The organism is Ruegeria sp. C11 (assembly GCF_056537725.1).
Genome location: NZ_JBQFSB010000011.1, coordinates 121,721 through 136,981, shown reverse-complemented (window position 1 = coordinate 136,981; position 15,261 = coordinate 121,721). Strand labels below are relative to the sequence as shown.

At 56.7% G+C, this 15,261-nt stretch carries 16 protein-coding genes and 1 tRNA gene; 6 read left to right on the top strand and 11 right to left on the bottom strand.

Annotated features, from left to right (window positions below; genetic code table 11):
* Positions 1 to 64 precede the first annotated feature (64 nt).
* The gene (locus tag ACR0NA_RS18435) at positions 65 to 1,171 is read left to right on the top strand and encodes a hypothetical protein (RefSeq protein ID WP_480731450.1); all 1,107 of its coding nucleotides are present in this window, start codon (positions 65 to 67) and stop codon (positions 1,169 to 1,171) included.
* Between the two features lies 1 nt (position 1,172).
* Here the strand turns inward: ACR0NA_RS18435 and ACR0NA_RS18430 are convergent, their stop codons facing one another.
* The 4 genes from ACR0NA_RS18430 to ACR0NA_RS18415 are packed head-to-tail and all read right to left on the bottom strand — an operon-like array spanning position 1,173 to position 4,107.
* Complete coding sequence (locus ACR0NA_RS18430) at positions 1,173 to 2,240, bottom strand: aromatic ring-hydroxylating dioxygenase subunit alpha (protein WP_480731447.1); 1,068 nt, start codon at positions 2,238 to 2,240, stop codon at positions 1,173 to 1,175.
* 2 nt (positions 2,241 to 2,242) lie between these two features.
* The gene (locus ACR0NA_RS18425) at positions 2,243 to 2,584 is read right to left on the bottom strand and encodes a carboxymuconolactone decarboxylase family protein (protein WP_480731445.1); all 342 of its coding nucleotides are present in this window, start codon (positions 2,582 to 2,584) and stop codon (positions 2,243 to 2,245) included.
* Between the two features lie 11 nt (positions 2,585 to 2,595).
* Positions 2,596 to 3,357 (bottom strand): amino acid ABC transporter permease, encoded by a 762-nt coding sequence (locus ACR0NA_RS18420; RefSeq protein WP_480731443.1) that lies wholly within the window; start codon positions 3,355 to 3,357, stop codon positions 2,596 to 2,598.
* 9 nt (positions 3,358 to 3,366) lie between these two features.
* Entirely contained in the window at positions 3,367 to 4,107 is a 741-nt protein-coding gene (locus ACR0NA_RS18415) for an amino acid ABC transporter ATP-binding protein (RefSeq protein WP_170652944.1), read from the bottom strand.
* 126 nt (positions 4,108 to 4,233) lie between these two features.
* On the opposite strand from ACR0NA_RS18415, the gene ACR0NA_RS18410 reads away from it, so the two are divergent.
* Positions 4,234 to 5,004, top strand: a complete 771-nt coding sequence (locus ACR0NA_RS18410) for a transporter substrate-binding domain-containing protein (RefSeq protein ID WP_170652946.1) — start codon at positions 4,234 to 4,236, stop codon at positions 5,002 to 5,004.
* A 55-nt stretch (positions 5,005 to 5,059) separates the two neighbouring features.
* Here ACR0NA_RS18410 and ACR0NA_RS18405 read toward each other — a convergent pair whose 3' ends face one another.
* Complete coding sequence (locus ACR0NA_RS18405) at positions 5,060 to 5,668, bottom strand: XRE family transcriptional regulator (protein WP_170652948.1); 609 nt, start codon at positions 5,666 to 5,668, stop codon at positions 5,060 to 5,062.
* Positions 5,669 to 5,746: 78 nt separating this feature from the next.
* On the opposite strand from ACR0NA_RS18405, the gene ACR0NA_RS18400 reads away from it, so the two are divergent.
* Both ACR0NA_RS18400 and ACR0NA_RS18395 read left to right on the top strand, forming a co-directional pair.
* A complete protein-coding gene (locus ACR0NA_RS18400; RefSeq protein WP_480731439.1) occupies positions 5,747 to 6,499 on the top strand; it encodes a creatininase family protein in 753 nt (250 codons plus the stop codon).
* A 130-nt stretch (positions 6,500 to 6,629) separates the two neighbouring features.
* Positions 6,630 to 7,652 (top strand): NAD-dependent epimerase/dehydratase family protein, encoded by a 1,023-nt coding sequence (locus ACR0NA_RS18395; protein ID WP_480731437.1) that lies wholly within the window; start codon positions 6,630 to 6,632, stop codon positions 7,650 to 7,652.
* A gap of 38 nt (positions 7,653 to 7,690) precedes the next feature.
* Here ACR0NA_RS18395 and nqrF read toward each other — a convergent pair whose 3' ends face one another.
* From nqrF to ACR0NA_RS18365, 6 genes are read right to left on the bottom strand one after another with little or no spacing between them, the layout of a single operon-like run.
* Positions 7,691 to 8,914, bottom strand: coding sequence for an NADH:ubiquinone reductase (Na(+)-transporting) subunit F (gene nqrF, locus ACR0NA_RS18390; RefSeq protein ID WP_480731435.1), 1,224 nt, complete (start codon positions 8,912 to 8,914; stop codon positions 7,691 to 7,693).
* A 10-nt stretch (positions 8,915 to 8,924) separates the two neighbouring features.
* Positions 8,925 to 9,533 carry an NADH:ubiquinone reductase (Na(+)-transporting) subunit E gene (gene nqrE / locus ACR0NA_RS18385; protein ID WP_010441340.1) on the bottom strand — a complete coding sequence of 203 codons (609 nt, stop codon included), beginning with the start codon at positions 9,531 to 9,533 and terminating at the stop codon, positions 8,925 to 8,927.
* Positions 9,533 to 10,186 carry an NADH:ubiquinone reductase (Na(+)-transporting) subunit D gene (locus ACR0NA_RS18380; RefSeq protein ID WP_170652958.1) on the bottom strand — a complete coding sequence of 218 codons (654 nt, stop codon included), beginning with the start codon at positions 10,184 to 10,186 and terminating at the stop codon, positions 9,533 to 9,535. The genes nqrE and ACR0NA_RS18380 overlap by 1 nt, the downstream gene beginning before the upstream one ends.
* Positions 10,186 to 11,001, bottom strand: coding sequence for a Na(+)-translocating NADH-quinone reductase subunit C (locus ACR0NA_RS18375; protein WP_480731433.1), 816 nt, complete (start codon positions 10,999 to 11,001; stop codon positions 10,186 to 10,188). Before ACR0NA_RS18375 ends, ACR0NA_RS18380 begins: the two co-directional genes overlap by 1 nt.
* Positions 10,994 to 12,202: an NADH:ubiquinone reductase (Na(+)-transporting) subunit B gene (locus ACR0NA_RS18370; protein WP_480731431.1), complete on the bottom strand. Its 1,209-nt coding sequence runs from the start codon at positions 12,200 to 12,202 to the stop codon at positions 10,994 to 10,996. The genes ACR0NA_RS18375 and ACR0NA_RS18370 overlap by 8 nt, the downstream gene beginning before the upstream one ends.
* A 5-nt stretch (positions 12,203 to 12,207) precedes the next feature.
* On the bottom strand, positions 12,208 to 13,551 hold the full coding sequence (locus tag ACR0NA_RS18365; RefSeq protein ID WP_480731428.1) for a Na(+)-translocating NADH-quinone reductase subunit A: 1,344 nt from the start codon (positions 13,549 to 13,551) through the stop codon (positions 12,208 to 12,210).
* A gap of 300 nt (positions 13,552 to 13,851) precedes the next feature.
* On the opposite strand from ACR0NA_RS18365, the gene ACR0NA_RS18360 reads away from it, so the two are divergent.
* The gene (locus ACR0NA_RS18360; RefSeq protein ID WP_480731426.1) at positions 13,852 to 14,967 is read left to right on the top strand and encodes a THUMP domain-containing class I SAM-dependent RNA methyltransferase; all 1,116 of its coding nucleotides are present in this window, start codon (positions 13,852 to 13,854) and stop codon (positions 14,965 to 14,967) included.
* A 147-nt stretch (positions 14,968 to 15,114) separates the two neighbouring features.
* Positions 15,115 to 15,191: transfer RNA gene (locus ACR0NA_RS18355), tRNA-Pro, on the top strand.
* The last annotated feature ends 70 nt before the right edge of the window (positions 15,192 to 15,261 follow it).

Genomic DNA, 15,261 nt, shown 5'->3' with positions numbered 1-15,261 from the left:
ATTTTGATAGATCACACGGGCGTGATCGCGTTAAACTCGGCCGACGAATTCGGGATGCGCGAATATGCAACAAACGAACCTGTACAGCGGAGCAACAAACCTCTTATCGACCTGCGGCGGTCTCGGTTCCGGGGATCGGCTGCTGGTCCTGCGCGAAGACCCGGATAACGATTACTACGATCAGGAAATCGTTGATGCAGTCGTCGATTGTGCGCGGACTTTGGGAATCCACACTTTGGTCCGGACCGCGCCGTTCGATCCGATGGGGTCGGCCCTGCCCCAGGCATTGGTCGAAGAGATGAAGGCCTCTGACCGAACACTTTTTCTGTCGCGCAGCGGCGACCAGATTCGTTTTGACGCATCCATGGCAGGTATTCGCCCCATCATGTCATATGCGCTGGACGCAGATATGCTGGCCTCTGGGTTCGGGCGCGCGAACTATCAGGGGTTCGTGGCGTTGAAGAATGCAGTGAACGCGCTGCTTGCGAATTCCGCTGAAATCCGGGTGACATGCCCATTGGGTACGGACTTTCACGGCCCCGGAGCGGCATATCCCAAGGCTGGGCCAGCGGATGTTTGCGTCGACCGATTCCCGATGTCGGTTTTTGCCCCTGTCCCAGCCAAGGGTTTTTCGGGTGTTGTGGTTCAGGACGGCTTCCTTGTCGGGACTGGTTCCAAATTCTACGACCCTTACGGTTGTGCCTTGCAGCACCCCCTGACCGTGCATTTCGAGGAAAACCGGTTGACCCATTTTACCGGACACGAAACAGATGTTGAACGCGCCCAGGCTCATTACGAGAACGTCGGTCAGATGTTCGGTCTGGACGCGTTTACCATGCATTCCTGGCACGCCGGCATTCATCCCGGATGCGCCTTTCCGGTGCCCGCCCACAAGAATTTTGAACGCTGGAGCGGCGCGGCCTTTGGCAACCCCCGCCTTTTGCATTTCCACACCTGCGGCCACTATGCGCCCGGGGAAATATCTCTGAACGTACTGAACCCCACCGTCACCGTGGATGGCGTCGCGGTTTGGAAAGACGGCGTTTTCGACCCGGCGACGGTGCCCGGCGGAGCGGAAATTCTGACTGAATATGCGTGTATCCGCGCCGTTTTCGACGATCCGGCGCAGGATGTGGGGCAAAGCCCGGAAGGCCGCCTTTCTGCAGGGTGACCTAGCTTGCCTGCGCCTCGGTGTCGTCTTGGGCCGCAATCATCTTGGCAACCCGCGCACGGAACCGCATCGCCCCGGCGTCGAGCCCAAGATTCAGGTAAGCCGATTTGCGGCGCGCCATTCCGGTCTGAACATGTTCAAGAACCTCCTTGTCCTCGGTAAAGGCCATTATCGCGCCCTCGAACATTCGTTGGGAAAGCGCCTCATCCTCGGCGTGCATATTCCGATGCTGGAACCAGAAATAGCGTGACCGTTCTTCATCGACCGGGGTGATGAAATTGTAGGAAATGTTGACAAGTGCGTTCTGCGACAGTGGCTTGTCCGGGCCACCCTCGCCTACCGGCGCATAGACGGACATGTTGATGGCGGTAGATGGCAGGCGGCATTCATAGTGCTGCTTGCGGTCGCAATTCGGCCCGAATGGCAACATCGGCTTGTAGTAAGGTGCAGGCGGCTGATCGTGTATCCAACGCGACACGATTACACCCTGATCGGTTTCTTCCAGATCCAGCGGCTGATTGTCCGTTCCGGCCCCCGCGAAAGAGGTCAGATGCACCCAGGCCACATGGCTGGGGTCCAGCAGATTGTCGGTGATGTAAAGGTAATGGCAGGCCATTTCCATGGCGCCTTTTTGGGTTTTCCCCCACGATGGATTGTCGAAATTCGGAATGTCGATGATCTGGGCCGGGTCAGCCTGTGCGGAACCGCCCATCCACAGCCACAGGAATCCCCAGCGATCCTCTGCCGGATAAGAGTGCACTGCCGCACGGCGAGGCGGATTGTCCAACTGCGTTGGGGCAATCACGCATTCACCGGAGCAATCGAAGGTCAGACCATGATAGCCGCATACAACATTATCCCCCTCTACGGTACCACGAGACAGGGGTAGTTTGCGATGCGGACAGGCGTCTTCAAGCGCGATGGGCGCGCCCTTGGTATCGCGAAAGATCACGATGTCTTCGTTCAACATCCGAACCGCGCTTAGTTCGCGGTCAAAATCCTCGCTTCGGCCCGCGACATACCAGCAATTGCGGATAAAGCCTTTGGCCCCGGCCAGATCGGGTCGCATGGTTACTCCTGTTCCGAAAATGTGTCGAACGCTTTCAGCGCCTTGGCGCTGTAGGCAAAAGATGGTCCCCCACCCATATACGTCGCCATCGATAACGCTTCGCATACTTCCTCACGGCTGGCGCCAAGCCGAACCAACGAGCGAGTGTGAAATCCGATGCAGCTGTCGCATCGGGTGGCTACGGCTATTCCCAAAGCAATAAGTTCTTTGGTCTTTTCGCTCAGCGCGCCATCTGTTTTCGCAGCCTTGCCCATGACACCAAAGCCCTTGACGGTTTCCGGCACCTCCTTGGAGAATGCTCCGATGTTGGTCTCGGTCTCTGCCATGAATTCTTTCCAGTCCATCGGTTAGCTCCTTACCCGCGCTCGTCCGATCCCATGCGCCGCTCCAACCAGCGCACAAAGGCGCTGATAATCAGCACAAGGACCAGATATTCAAAAATCAGCAACGTATAGATTTCCAGTGGCCGGTACTCTGTTACGACCAGTTCGTTCGCGCGCCGGGTCAGTTCCTGCATTCCGATGACAGAAGCAAAGGCGCTCATCTTGACGATGTAGATGAACTGATTGGCAAGCGGCGGTAGAATGCGCCGGATCGCCTGCGGCAGAATTACGTATCGCATGGTTTGCGCGTAGTTCAGGCCAATTGTTTGCGCGGCCTCGCGTTGTCCCTTGGCGATCGACTGGATGCCCGCACGATAGATTTCGGCGGTGAAGGCACTGTCGGAAATCGCCAGCGTGATGATCGCCCCCCAGAAAGGATCGATCGGAATGTTCAGACCCATTGATCGAAAGATGATCGGCAACCCGTAAAATACCCAGAACAGCATGGGCAGCAGGGGAATCGACCTGACAAGCTCGACATAAACCCGGTTCACCAGACGCCAACCCCATCTTTCGGACAACCCCGGCAAGGCCACGATCAAACCCACAAAAATCGAAATGGCAGCCGCGATTACCGAAATCAGGATGGTATCGCCCATGCCAGAGATCAGGAATTTGATATTGGTCCAACCGCTGGCTGTAGTTGGGTCAATGACGTACCAGCCCCAGATGTCAGACGACGCGCAGCCAGTCAGCAGAAGTGGCAGCGACAGAAAGAGGAATAGCTTTTTCATCATAACCTCTCAGTGCTGCAAAATCTGGCTGAGGAACTTCTGGCAGCGCTCGGAGCGGGGGCTGCCAAAGAAGGTTTCGGGTGGCCCCTGTTCGACAATCTCACCGGCATCCATGAAGATCATGTTGTCGGCGACTTTTCTGGCAAATCCCATCTCGTGGGTGACAACCACCATGGTCATTCCCTCTTCGGCAAGTTCGACCATGACATCCAGAACTTCCGAAATCATTTCGGGATCAAGTGCCGAGGTCGGTTCATCAAACAGCAATACCTTGGGTTCCATGCACAGGGACCGGGCGATTGCGACCCGTTGTTGCTGCCCTCCGGACAATTGCCCCGGCCGCTTGTCCGCCTGATCAGGGATATGAACCCGCTCAAGATAATGCCGTGCCTTTTCCTCGGCCTCTTTCCGGCTGAGGCCACGCGCCTTGATCGGGCCAAGGGTCAGGTTTTCCAACACGGTCAGGTGCGGGAATAGATTGAATTGCTGGAACACCATCCCGACCTCGGACCGGATGGCTGCAACCGACTTGGGATCGTTTGTCAGTTCAGTTCCGTCAACGCGGATTGTTCCCTTCTGGTGTTCTTCAAGTTTGTTGATACAGCGGACAACCGTTGATTTCCCCGATCCCGACGGACCGCAAATCACAACTTTTTCACCGGTTCCAACAGTCAGGCTGATATCCTTCAGCACGTGAAATGTGCCAAACCATTTGTTGACGCCTTCTAGCTCAATCGCGGCTGGTGGCATTTGAATTCCTGTTCGCGCGTTTCTTCACAGTAAAAATATTTCTTGAGGTTATCTTTGTCTTTGCGCTTAAATCAAGAAACAATCTGGCAGCGAAGATAACGCCTGCGCCACCAACGGGAGAAAAACATGAAACAGTTCTTGAAAATCGCAGCGGTCGCGGCGGTCGGGATTGCCCTGTCCACCGCGGCACAGGCCCAGTCCGCACTGAACGAGATTCTGGATTCGGGCGTGTTGAAGGTCGGCACCACCGGTGACTGGAACCCCATGTCGCTGCGCGATCCGGCAACTAATTCCTACAAAGGCTTCGACATCGACATCATGAACGAGCTTGCCAGTGATCTTGGGGTCGAAGTCGAATACGTCCCGACCGATTGGAAAACACTGGTCAACGGCGTCGTCTCGGGCAAGTACCACATTACCGGGTCCGCATCGATTTCGCCGCCGCGCATGAAAGTTGCCGGATTCTCGGAAAGTTATATTTCCGTCGAGCTGTATCCATACACAACCAAGGACAAGGCGGACCGGTTCGACGGGTATGACTCGATCAACAAGCCGGATGTCGTTGTCGCAACGACGCTGGGAACGACGTTCGAGAAAAACGCCCGTGAATGGTTCCCGGACGCGGAAATCAAGGTGGTCGAGGCCCCTGCCCGTGGTTTTCAAGAGGTGATTGCAGGGCGTGCGGATGTCTTCATCACGTCAAACATCGAAGGTGCGACGCTGGAAGAGAAATTCCCGGTCGTGCGCGTAAAGAATGCCGGCCCACGCTCGCCCGCGCCTATTGCGATGTTGCTGCCGCAGGCCGATCAGGTCTGGATCAACTATGTAAACAACTGGGTAAACGTCAAAAAAGCCCAAGGTTTCTTTGAAAAGAACAAAGAAAACTGGGGGCTCTGAACACCACTCAGCAAGATTGGCCCCTTAGGGGGCCGGTCTTGTCTAATCGCAAAGGTCAGTTACGGCCGGATACGGCCTTTGACACGACTGTGACGAAACTGACGGTATCCGTCTTCAACTCGATCGGCCCATGTGCGGAATTGGAGTCAAAGCTCAGACTGTCCCCGGGGCGCATGTGATAGGTAGTGTCCCCACAACGGTAAACCATTTCACCGTCAGTGACGTGGATGAATTCGATCCCCTGATGCTGGTACAGCGGACGCGGGGCAAGCGGGCCTTCAAGCGTCACACTGAAGCTTTCAAAACTGACATGCGTACCTTCGGCCCGTCCGATCAGTTTATAGCTGTGGCCGAACCCGCTTCCCAACCTCTGAACGGTTACACCTTCACCCGCAGCGACAAAAGAAACGTCCGAACGTTCTACGGTGCCCGCGAAAAAGTTGATCAGTGGAACTCCAATCCCCTGCGCCAGCGCCTCAAGCGTGGCCAGAGAGGCAGAGACCTGGCCTCGTTCAATCTTGGAGATCATCGCAGTGGACACACCCGATTGCGCCGAAAGCTCGGACAATGTCAGGTTTGCCAACATGCGATGCGATTTGACCGCTGCGCCAACCACCTGATCCAGTGGGGGTTTCGTGAAATCGATGGGCAATGAATCTTCCATGCTCCTAACGTACTTCGGCGAATCACAAAGGGAAAGCGAAGCAGCGCGTTTCTGGGCGCGTATTTCACGGAGACCAGCATGAAACTTGAACATATGACCTGGCGCGAGGTCGAATCCTGCATCGACAAAGGATCGGCCATTTTGCTGCCCGTCGGATCAACCGAACAGCATGGGCCAATGGGCCGGATCGGGACCGATACACTTTGTGCCGAAGCAGTGGCCCTGAGGGCCGCATCGCTGTGCGGTGCCATCGTCGCGCCGCCTCTGGCCTATACCCCTGCCCCGTTCAACACCGCCTTTCCGGGGACAGTTTCCGTATCTGCCGAAACCTTTGGATTGCTTGCAAAAGAGGTCATCGAAGGGTGTCTTGCGCAAGGGTTTCTTGGTGTCTTCATCGTGAATGGTCACGGGGCGAATGTTGAACCTCTGCACCAAATCGCAACATCACTTGCGGAAGGTGCACTCAAGGTCCGCAGCTGGTGGGAACCCCCTTCTGTCAACGCACTTCGGAAGGAATTGTACGGAGATTGGGAAGGCATGCACGCGACACCATCGGAAATCGCAATCACCCAGCATCTTTTAGGAGTGTTGCCCCCGCTGGATGCTTCACAACCACCGCAAAAACTGACAGCCGATTATCTGAAAGCCCATATCGGCGATCGGCATGGCCCACCTGACGAGCACCGCGCGGCATTTCCCGATGGGCGCGTCGGCTCTCATTCCGCTTTGGCGAGCCCGGAACACGGCGCGCGGCTTTTGCAACTGGCGGCACGGGAAATCGCCAACGATTTCGTTGCTTTCACAGAAATGGCCACCCGTCTGCGCAGCTGAGGGAATCGCACATTGTGACGCTGGCCAACGAAACCTTGCAATTGACTGCCATGTTTGAAATTTGTCCTTTAACTTTGTTGGGAAAGCGGCCTGTCAGGTTTCAGGGCATGCGCTGCACTCGGGGGTTTTCATGAAGCGGGTTTTAGTTACGGGTACGGCGGGTTTCATCGGTTTTCACCTTGCCCGGCTGCTGCTGGCAAAAGGGTTCCGCGTCCACGGTTATGACGGAATGACGGATTACTACGACGTCACGCTCAAACAACGCCGCCATCAGATGTTATTGCAAACGCCGGGTTTTTCCGCGACCGAAGACATTCTGGAAAATCACGAGCGCCTGCTGCAGGTAGCAGACGAGTTCAAACCGGACATCATCGTGCATCTGGCAGCGCAGGCTGGGGTGCGATACAGCCTGGAAAACCCGCGCAGCTATGTAGATTCAAACGTCACAGGCACCTTCAATGTGATGGAGGTCGCTCGCCTGCATAATGTCGATCACCTGCTGATGGCCTCTACATCCTCGATCTACGGCGCGAACGAGGATATGCCCTTTACCGAAACCGACAAGGCGGACAGTCAACTGACGATCTATGCCGCGACGAAAAAAGCGAACGAGGCAATGGGGCATTCCTACGCCCACCTCTGGAATATTCCGACCACGATGTTCCGCTTTTTCACGGTTTATGGCACTTGGGGGCGACCTGATCTGGCCTATTTCAAGTTCACTGACGCCATTCTGAACGACCGTCCCATCGACATTTACAACAACGGGGACATGTATCGTGACTTTACCTATGTGGACGATCTTGTTCGGGGCATTCGTCTGTTGATTGATGCCGTCCCCGTCCGGCCAGAAACCAAAAGCGAAATCGCCAAAGGTGACAGCCTGTCGCCGGTGGCCCCCTATCGGGTGGTGAATATCGGCAATTCTGACAAAGTGCGTCTTCTCGATTTTATTGAGGCGATCGAAGACGCGCTCGGCAAAAAAGCGATACGGAACTATATGCCTATGCAGATGGGAGATGTTCCTGCAACCTGGGCAGACACCAGTCTGTTGCAGTCTCTTACCGGGTATCAGCCCAGGACCGACATCCGTACGGGTCTTGCCAGATTTGTGGAATGGTATCGGGATTACTACAAAGTCGAAGCTGGCTGACAAAAAAACCGGCGCTGTAGGCGCCGGTTTTTCGTTTCTTACCCGCCGAAATCGTCGAGCATGATGTCTTCGCGGTCCACGCCCAGATCCAGCAGCATGTTGATGACCGACTGGTTCATGATTGGCGGTCCACACATGTAGAACTCGCAATCCTCAGGCGCCGGGTGGTTCTTGAGGTATTCCTCGAACAATACGTTATGGATAAAGCCGGTATAGCCTTTCCAGTCATCCTCGGGCTGGGCATCCGACAGCGCGACGTGCCATTCGAAATTGTCGAACTCTTCGGCCAGCGTGTCGAAATCCTCGACAAAGAACATCTCTTTCTTGGACCGCGCGCCGTACCAGAAGCTGATCTTGCGGTTGCGGTTTTCAAGACGCTTGAGCTGATCGAAGATGTGACTGCGCATCGGCGCCATACCGGCGCCACCGCCGATAAACACCATCTCTTTCTCGGTCTCACGTGCGAAGAATTCGCCGAACGGACCCGAGATTGTCACCTTGTCACCCGGTTTCAGGTTGAAGATGTAGGACGACATCTGACCCGGTGGGATACCTTCCGAGCCCGGAGGCGGCGAGGCCACCCGGACGTTCAGCATAATCATGCCTTTTTCATCCGGATAATTCGCCATCGAATAGGCGCGTTCGATCGGTTCGTTCACCACGGACTTGTACTGCCACAGATTGAAGCGATCCCAATCCTCGCGATACTCCTCTTCGACATCGAAATCGGTGTACGAGAGCTGGTGCGCGGGCGCTTCGATCTGGATGTATCCACCGGCGCGGAAGTTGACGTCCTCACCCTCGGGCAGGTCCAGCGTCAGCGCCTTGATGAAGGTGGCCACGTTCTCGTTCGAACGAACGGTGCATTCCCACTTCTTGACGCCAAAGACCTCTTCGGGGACTTCGATATCCATGTCCTGCTTGACAGCAACCTGACAGGACAGACGGTCGCCACAGGCGGCTTCGCGCTTGGTGATATGGCTTTCCTCGGTCGGCAGAATCGATCCGCCGCCCGAATGCACCCGCACCCGGCATTGGGCACAGGTCCCGCCGCCACCGCAGGCCGAAGGGACAAACAGTTTCTCGGCCGCCAGCGTTTGCAGCAGCTTGCCCCCGGCAGGGACCGAGATGGTTTTCTCACCGTTGATGGTGATGTTCACGTCACCGGTCGAGACCAGCTTGGACCGCGCAGCCATGATTATGGCCACCAGCGCAAGAACAATCAGGGTAAAAAGGATTACGCCAAGGCTAAACGTTTCCATCGGCCCCTCCTTACAGTTTCACGCCCGAGAAGGACATGAAGGCCATGGCCATCAGTCCCGCGGTGATGAAGGTGATGCCAAGACCCTGCAGGCCATCCGGAATGTCCGAATATTTCAGCTTTTCGCGCACTCCTGCCATCGCGGTGATCGCCAGTGCCCAGCCGAAACCGGAAGACAGACCATAAGTCGCCGCTTCGGCAAAGTTATAGTCCCGCTCCACCATGAACAGCGAACCACCAAGGATGGCGCAGTTCACCGTGATAAGCGGCAGGAAGATCCCCAGTGCGTTGTAGAGCGGTGGAAAATACTTATCGAGCACCATTTCCAGAATCTGCACCATCGCGGCGATCACACCGATATACGAGATCAGGCCGAGGAAGGTCAGGTCCACATCCGGGAAGCCGGCCCATGCCAGCGCGCCCGGTTTCAGCAGATAGCTGAGCAGCAGGTTGTTTGTGGGAACGGTGATGGCCTGCACAACCATGACCGAAATGCCCAGACCCAGCGCCGTCGAAATCTTCTTGGATACGGCGATGAAAGTACACATGCCGAGAAAGAAGCTGAGCGCGAGATTTTCAACAAAGATGGCCTTTACGGCCAGAGAGATAAGCCCTTCCATCAGTGCGCCTCTACCTGCTGGATTTTATATTCACGTTCTTCGACCTGGTTCGGCTTCCACGTGCGGAAGGCCCAGATCAGCAGGCCGATCACGAAGAAGGCCGAGGGCGGCAGAAGGAGCAGGCCGTTGGGCACATACCAGCCACCATTGTTCACCGTCTGCAGGATGGTGACGCCGAACAGGCTGCCCGAGCCGAACAGTTCCCGGATAAAGCCGACCAGCAGCAGGATAAGACCGTAACCCAAACCGTTGCCCACACCGTCGATGAACGAGGCCATCGGCGGGTTTTTCATGGCGAACGCTTCGGCGCGGCCCATCACGATACAGTTTGTGATGATCAGACCGACGAAAACCGAAAGGGTTTTAGAAATCTGAAACGCGTATGCCTTCAGAATTTGGTCCACCAGGATCACCAGCGAGGCGATGATCACCATCTGCACGATGATCCGGATCGAACCAGGAATCTGATTGCGCAGCATCGAGATGAACATCGACGCAAAGCCGGTCACGAAGGTCACCGCCAGCGCCATCACAAAGGCCACCTGCAGCGACGAAGTTACCGCCAGCGCTGAACAGATGCCCAGCACCTGCAGGGTGATCGGGTTGTTGTCGACAAGCGGGTCGACCAACAGCTCTTTCTTTGTCTGGGACATCAGAACTCTCCTGCTTGCAGTTTGGCCAGGAAGGGGCCATAGCCCGCGTCACCCATCCAGAATTTCACCAGATTATCGACACCGACCGACGTCAGCGTGGCACCGGCCAACGCGTCAACGTAGAAATCGGGGCCCGCGGCGGGTTGCGTCTTGGCAACGGTGATCTGCAGATCACCGGCATCGTCGCGCAGTTTCTTACCGCTCCACAGTGCTTTCCAGCGCGGGTTGTCCACCTCGGCGCCAAGGCCAGGGGTCTCGCCATGCTGATAGAACTGCAGGCCAAAGATGTCGTTGCCATTGTTTTCCAGCGCGATAAAGCCATAGAGCGTGGACCACAGACCGTAGCCGTGCAGTGGCAGGATCACCTTGTCCAGATCACCGGCATCGTCGCGCAGCAGGTAAATGACGCGGTATTTCGCCTTGCGGCCAATGCCAGCCGGGTCATCGTCCAGTGCGACGCTCAGCTCGGGGTCGCTGGCCGCGGCCAGATCGTCAAAGGTCGCCGGGTCGAACTGATCGTCGACGAAATTGCCGGTCGCCAGTTCAAGCACGTGGGGTTCAAACGCCGCAAAGGCTTCGGTCACGTTGATGCCGGGTTCATAGACGCCCGCAACCTGCAAAACGTTGACCTGCTTGTCCTTTAGCTTGTTCGCCTCTTGTACCGGGCGCAGGCTGACTGCGGCGGCCGATACGACCATTGAGGCAACCAGACAAATTGCGACAGCGACAAAGACGGTTTTGCCGACTGAATCCGGCGAGGCCGCCAGAAACTTGGCGATCGCGCCTTTGGGTTCTTGGGATTGCGTATCAGACATGGCGACGCGCCCTCCGTTTGATGTTTGCCTGAACGACGAAATAGTCGATCAGCGGTGCAAAGACGTTACCGAACAGAATGGCCAGCATCATGCCTTCGGGGAAAGCCGGGTTCACCACACGGATCAACACAACCATGACACCAATCAGCGCGCCATAGATATAGCGACCAACATTGGTGTGGCTTGCGGAAACCGGTTCAGTCACCATAAAGGCCAGACCAAAGGCATAACCGCCCAGCACAACATGCCAGTACCATGGCATTGCGAACATCGGATTGGTGTCCGATCCGATCAGGTTCAGCAGCCAGGTAAATGCGATTGTTCCGGCCAGACAGCCCACGATCAGGCGATAGTTTGCAATCTTGGTCATCAACAGGAATGCCAGACCGATGATGCAGGCGAGTGTCGAGGTCTCACCAAAGCTACCCTGAATGGTGCCATAAAAGGCGCTCCACCAGGTGATGCCTTCCGCTGCCAGAGCCTGCACGCCGTCCGCAGCGGACACGGCCAAGGCAGTCGCACCTGAGAACCCATCAACCGGGGTCCAGACCGCGTCGCCCGACATCTGCGCCGGATAAGCGAAGTACAGGAATGCACGACCCACAAGCGCAGGGTTCAGGAAGTTCTTGCCGGTGCCGCCGAACACTTCCTTGCCGATCACGACACCGAAAATGATGCCCAGAGCGACCTGCCACAAAGGCGTGGTTGCTGGCATTATCAGCGTGTAAAGCATTGAGGTAACAAGGAAACCTTCGTTCACCTCGTGGCCGCGCACAGTGGCAAAGATCACCTCGAATATACCACCCGCAACCAGTGTCACGATGTAGATCGGCAGAAAGTACATCAGCCCGTGCATTGTGTTGGCAAAGATGCTGGACGGGTCCAGCGATATTCCGAACATCTGCAAAAGGGCGATCCGCCAGCCGGTGGCCGCATCCGGACCCAACGTGGCAATGGCCGAGTTCGCCTGATAGCCGGTGTTCCACATCCCCCACAGGATACAGGGAATTGTTGCGATCACGACATAGGTCATGATCCGCTTCATATCCACATAAGACCGCGCATGGGGTGCAACAGTGGTTACGGTTTTCGGAGTGTAGATAAAACTCTCGACCATCTCGTAGATCGGGAAGAGCTTTTCGTATTTGCCGCCCTTGGTAAAGTTCGGCTCAATCCGGTCAAAGAAGTTGCGCAAACCCATTCGGATCAGCCCTCCTTTTCAATTTTGGTCAGGCAGTCGCGCAGCGCCAGCCCGTATTCATATTTCGCCGGACAGGCAAAGCCGACAAGGCCCAGATCCTCTTCGTCCAGCTCCAGCGCACCCAACGCCTGAGCAGTATCGGTGTCCATCACCAACAGCGCACGCAACAATTGCGTCGGTAGATAATCCTGCGGCATCAGTTCCTCGAACGTGCCGGTCGGTACCATCGCACGGCGACCACCGTTCAAGTTCGAGGTGAAAGCAAAGAGCTTTTTGGCAAAGGCCGAGCCCAGAACCGGCTGCACCGCAAATTTCGACGGCATCGGCCGGATCCAACCCATCGGGATCTGGTCTGCGTCCTCGCGGATAATGGTGATCTGACGGGCAAACCGGCTCAGGAAAGCGTGCGGGCCTTCTGCGTGCCGACCCGAAAGGACCGAACCCGAGATGATCCGCGCCGAGCCTTCAACGTTGACCTCGTCCCGTGTCAGATCGTCGGTCGAGGCGCCCATGACGGTCCGGATCAGGCGCGGTTGCCGTGCGCCGGGGCCGCTCAGCGCGATCACGACACTGGGGTCCAGATGCCCGGTCTGCATCAGGCGACCAATGGCGATCACATCCTGATAGCTGATGGTCCAGACCTGTTTGTCACCGGCCAGCGGCTCCAGAAAGTGAATATGCGTACCGACCAGTCCCGACGGGTGCGGACCTGAAAAAGCAGCCGCTTCAACGCCAGTCAGATCAGTGCCCGGGATCGAGTCACCTTCTTTTTGGCACAGATACGTCTTGCCCTCGGTCAGCTTGGACACAGCCGCGAGGCCTGCGGCAAATGCCTCACCGGCATCGGCGATGATCAATGCAGCGTCACCGGCCAGTGGGTCACTGTCCATTGCGGTCACGAAGATAGAGGTCGGTGCCGTGCCTGGCTCGGGCATCTTTGAATATGGCCGTGTGCGGAACGCTGTCCACAGTCCCGCAGCGCAAAGCCGGGCAGTCACGCCCTCTGCTGTATCAGCATCACCAACGTCAGAGAAACTCAGACCAGTGTCATTGGCATCCGAAACCTCGATCACGACGCTTTGCAGCACGCGGCGCGCGCCGCGGTTGATTGCCACAACCTTACCGCTGAGCGGAGCAACCATCATCGCATCCGGCGCGTCCTTGTGGCAGAACAACGGTGTGCCCCGTTGAACGTCGTCGCCTTCCTGCACCAGCATACGGGGCTTGAGGCCAATGTAGTCGCCTCCCAGCACCCCAACGGTGGAGTATTCGGGTCCCGGATTAATCTTCTGTTCGGGTGCGCCTTCAACCGGCAGGTCCAACCCTTTTTTCAGTTTGAAAGTTTGCATGTCGCTACGTTCTTCCAAGCCTCATTCCTGCGCCATATCATCCCGACGCGTTGCCTCAGCATTGCACTTACCCGGACGCGCGGGTCCATGCCCTGGGAAATGCGCCAGAAACCGGCGGGAATCCGCAGGCGCACCGCCAATCACGGACCCTTTACGCGGCCCGTGCCGCAAAGGCAAACCTGTTACCGCCCAAAACTGCACATCCTGTTCCGTTTAAGCCATAGTGGCGCATTCGGCGTCAACTTTGTCGCATGAGAATTGCGGCTCGCACGGATAAGAGAACCAGTGTAAGCAGCGGGAATGAACAGCTCAGACGATCTTGAAATTTTTCTTGCCGCCACCCCGGGACTGGAAGCCCCTCTTATAGCTGAGGCCACAGAAAAGAACTTTGCCGGTGCGCGTCTGATCCCGGGCGGCGTTTCTTGCCGCGGGAACTGGCCCGAGGTCTGGCGTGCCAACCTGCAACTGCGCGGGGCAAACCGCGTTCTGGCCCGGATCGGCAGTTTTCCGGCCGTCCATCTGGCTCAGCTGGACAAAAGAGCGCGCAAGTTTCCATGGGGCGATTTTCTGCGTCCGGATGTCCCTGTCAAAATCGAGGCGACCAGCCGCAAATCGCGCATCTATCATGCGGGGGCCGCGCGTCAGCGCATTGAGAAGGCAATCTCTGAAACTCTCGGCACGCCGGTCTCGTCGGATGCGGGGCTGAGGGTTATGTTGCGCATTGAAAAGGATCTCTGCACCTTTTCGATCGATACCTCGGGCGAATTGTTGCACAAGCGCGGGCATAAGGAAGCCGTGGCCAAGGCACCGATGCGTGACACCATGGCCGCGATGTTTCTGCGCGAATGCGGATTTACCGGGGCCGAACCTGTGCTCGACCCGATGTGCGGCTCTGGCACGTTCGTCATCGAAGCAGCCGAGATTGCTCTGGGGCTGAACCCCGGCCGGTCGCGCAATTTTGCGTTTGAGGATCTGGTGACATTCGACCCAGATATCTGGAAAAAGATGCGGATAGGCGAGCCTGCAGGTGAGACCGATTACATTTTCTGTGGTTCTGACAGAAATGCAGGTGCAGTGGAATCAAGCCGCGCAAACGCGACCCGGGCGGGGATTGAAACCGCAACCCGTTTTCAGCAACGATCTGTTAGCGATTTGAAAGCACCAGCCGGACCGGCAGGGCTGGTAATCGCCAATCCGCCTTACGGGGCCCGTATCGGCGATGAAAAGCGTCTGCGTTCACTTTATGGCACACTTGGCAGAGTACTGACCGACCGTTTCTCGGGCTGGCGCGTGGGCATAATAACCAGCAATCAGGGGTTGGCTCGCACGACAAAATTGCCGTTCCTGCCCACCGGCCCTGTAGTCGACCATGGCGGCACGAAGGTTTGGCTGTTCAGAACCGATCCCCTACCCTGAGCAAAACTCTTGCACTGGTTCAGCGTCACGGCATCCACCCGTTCCTACGCTGATTCAGATGATTTTATGGGCCGCGATATTGCACCCAATTATGTCAGAATCCCTCTTGCGCATCCAATCGGCCGGGTATAGATCACCCGCCACGGTCGGAGTGTAGCTCAGCCTGGTAGAGCACTGTCTTCGGGAGGCAGGGGTCGGAGGTTCGAATCCTCTCACTCCGACCAAATTTTACTAATTTCAAAACCTTAATGGATAAGCCATTTGGCGTTGCGAGTTGTGTTTTGCAACTGGGCA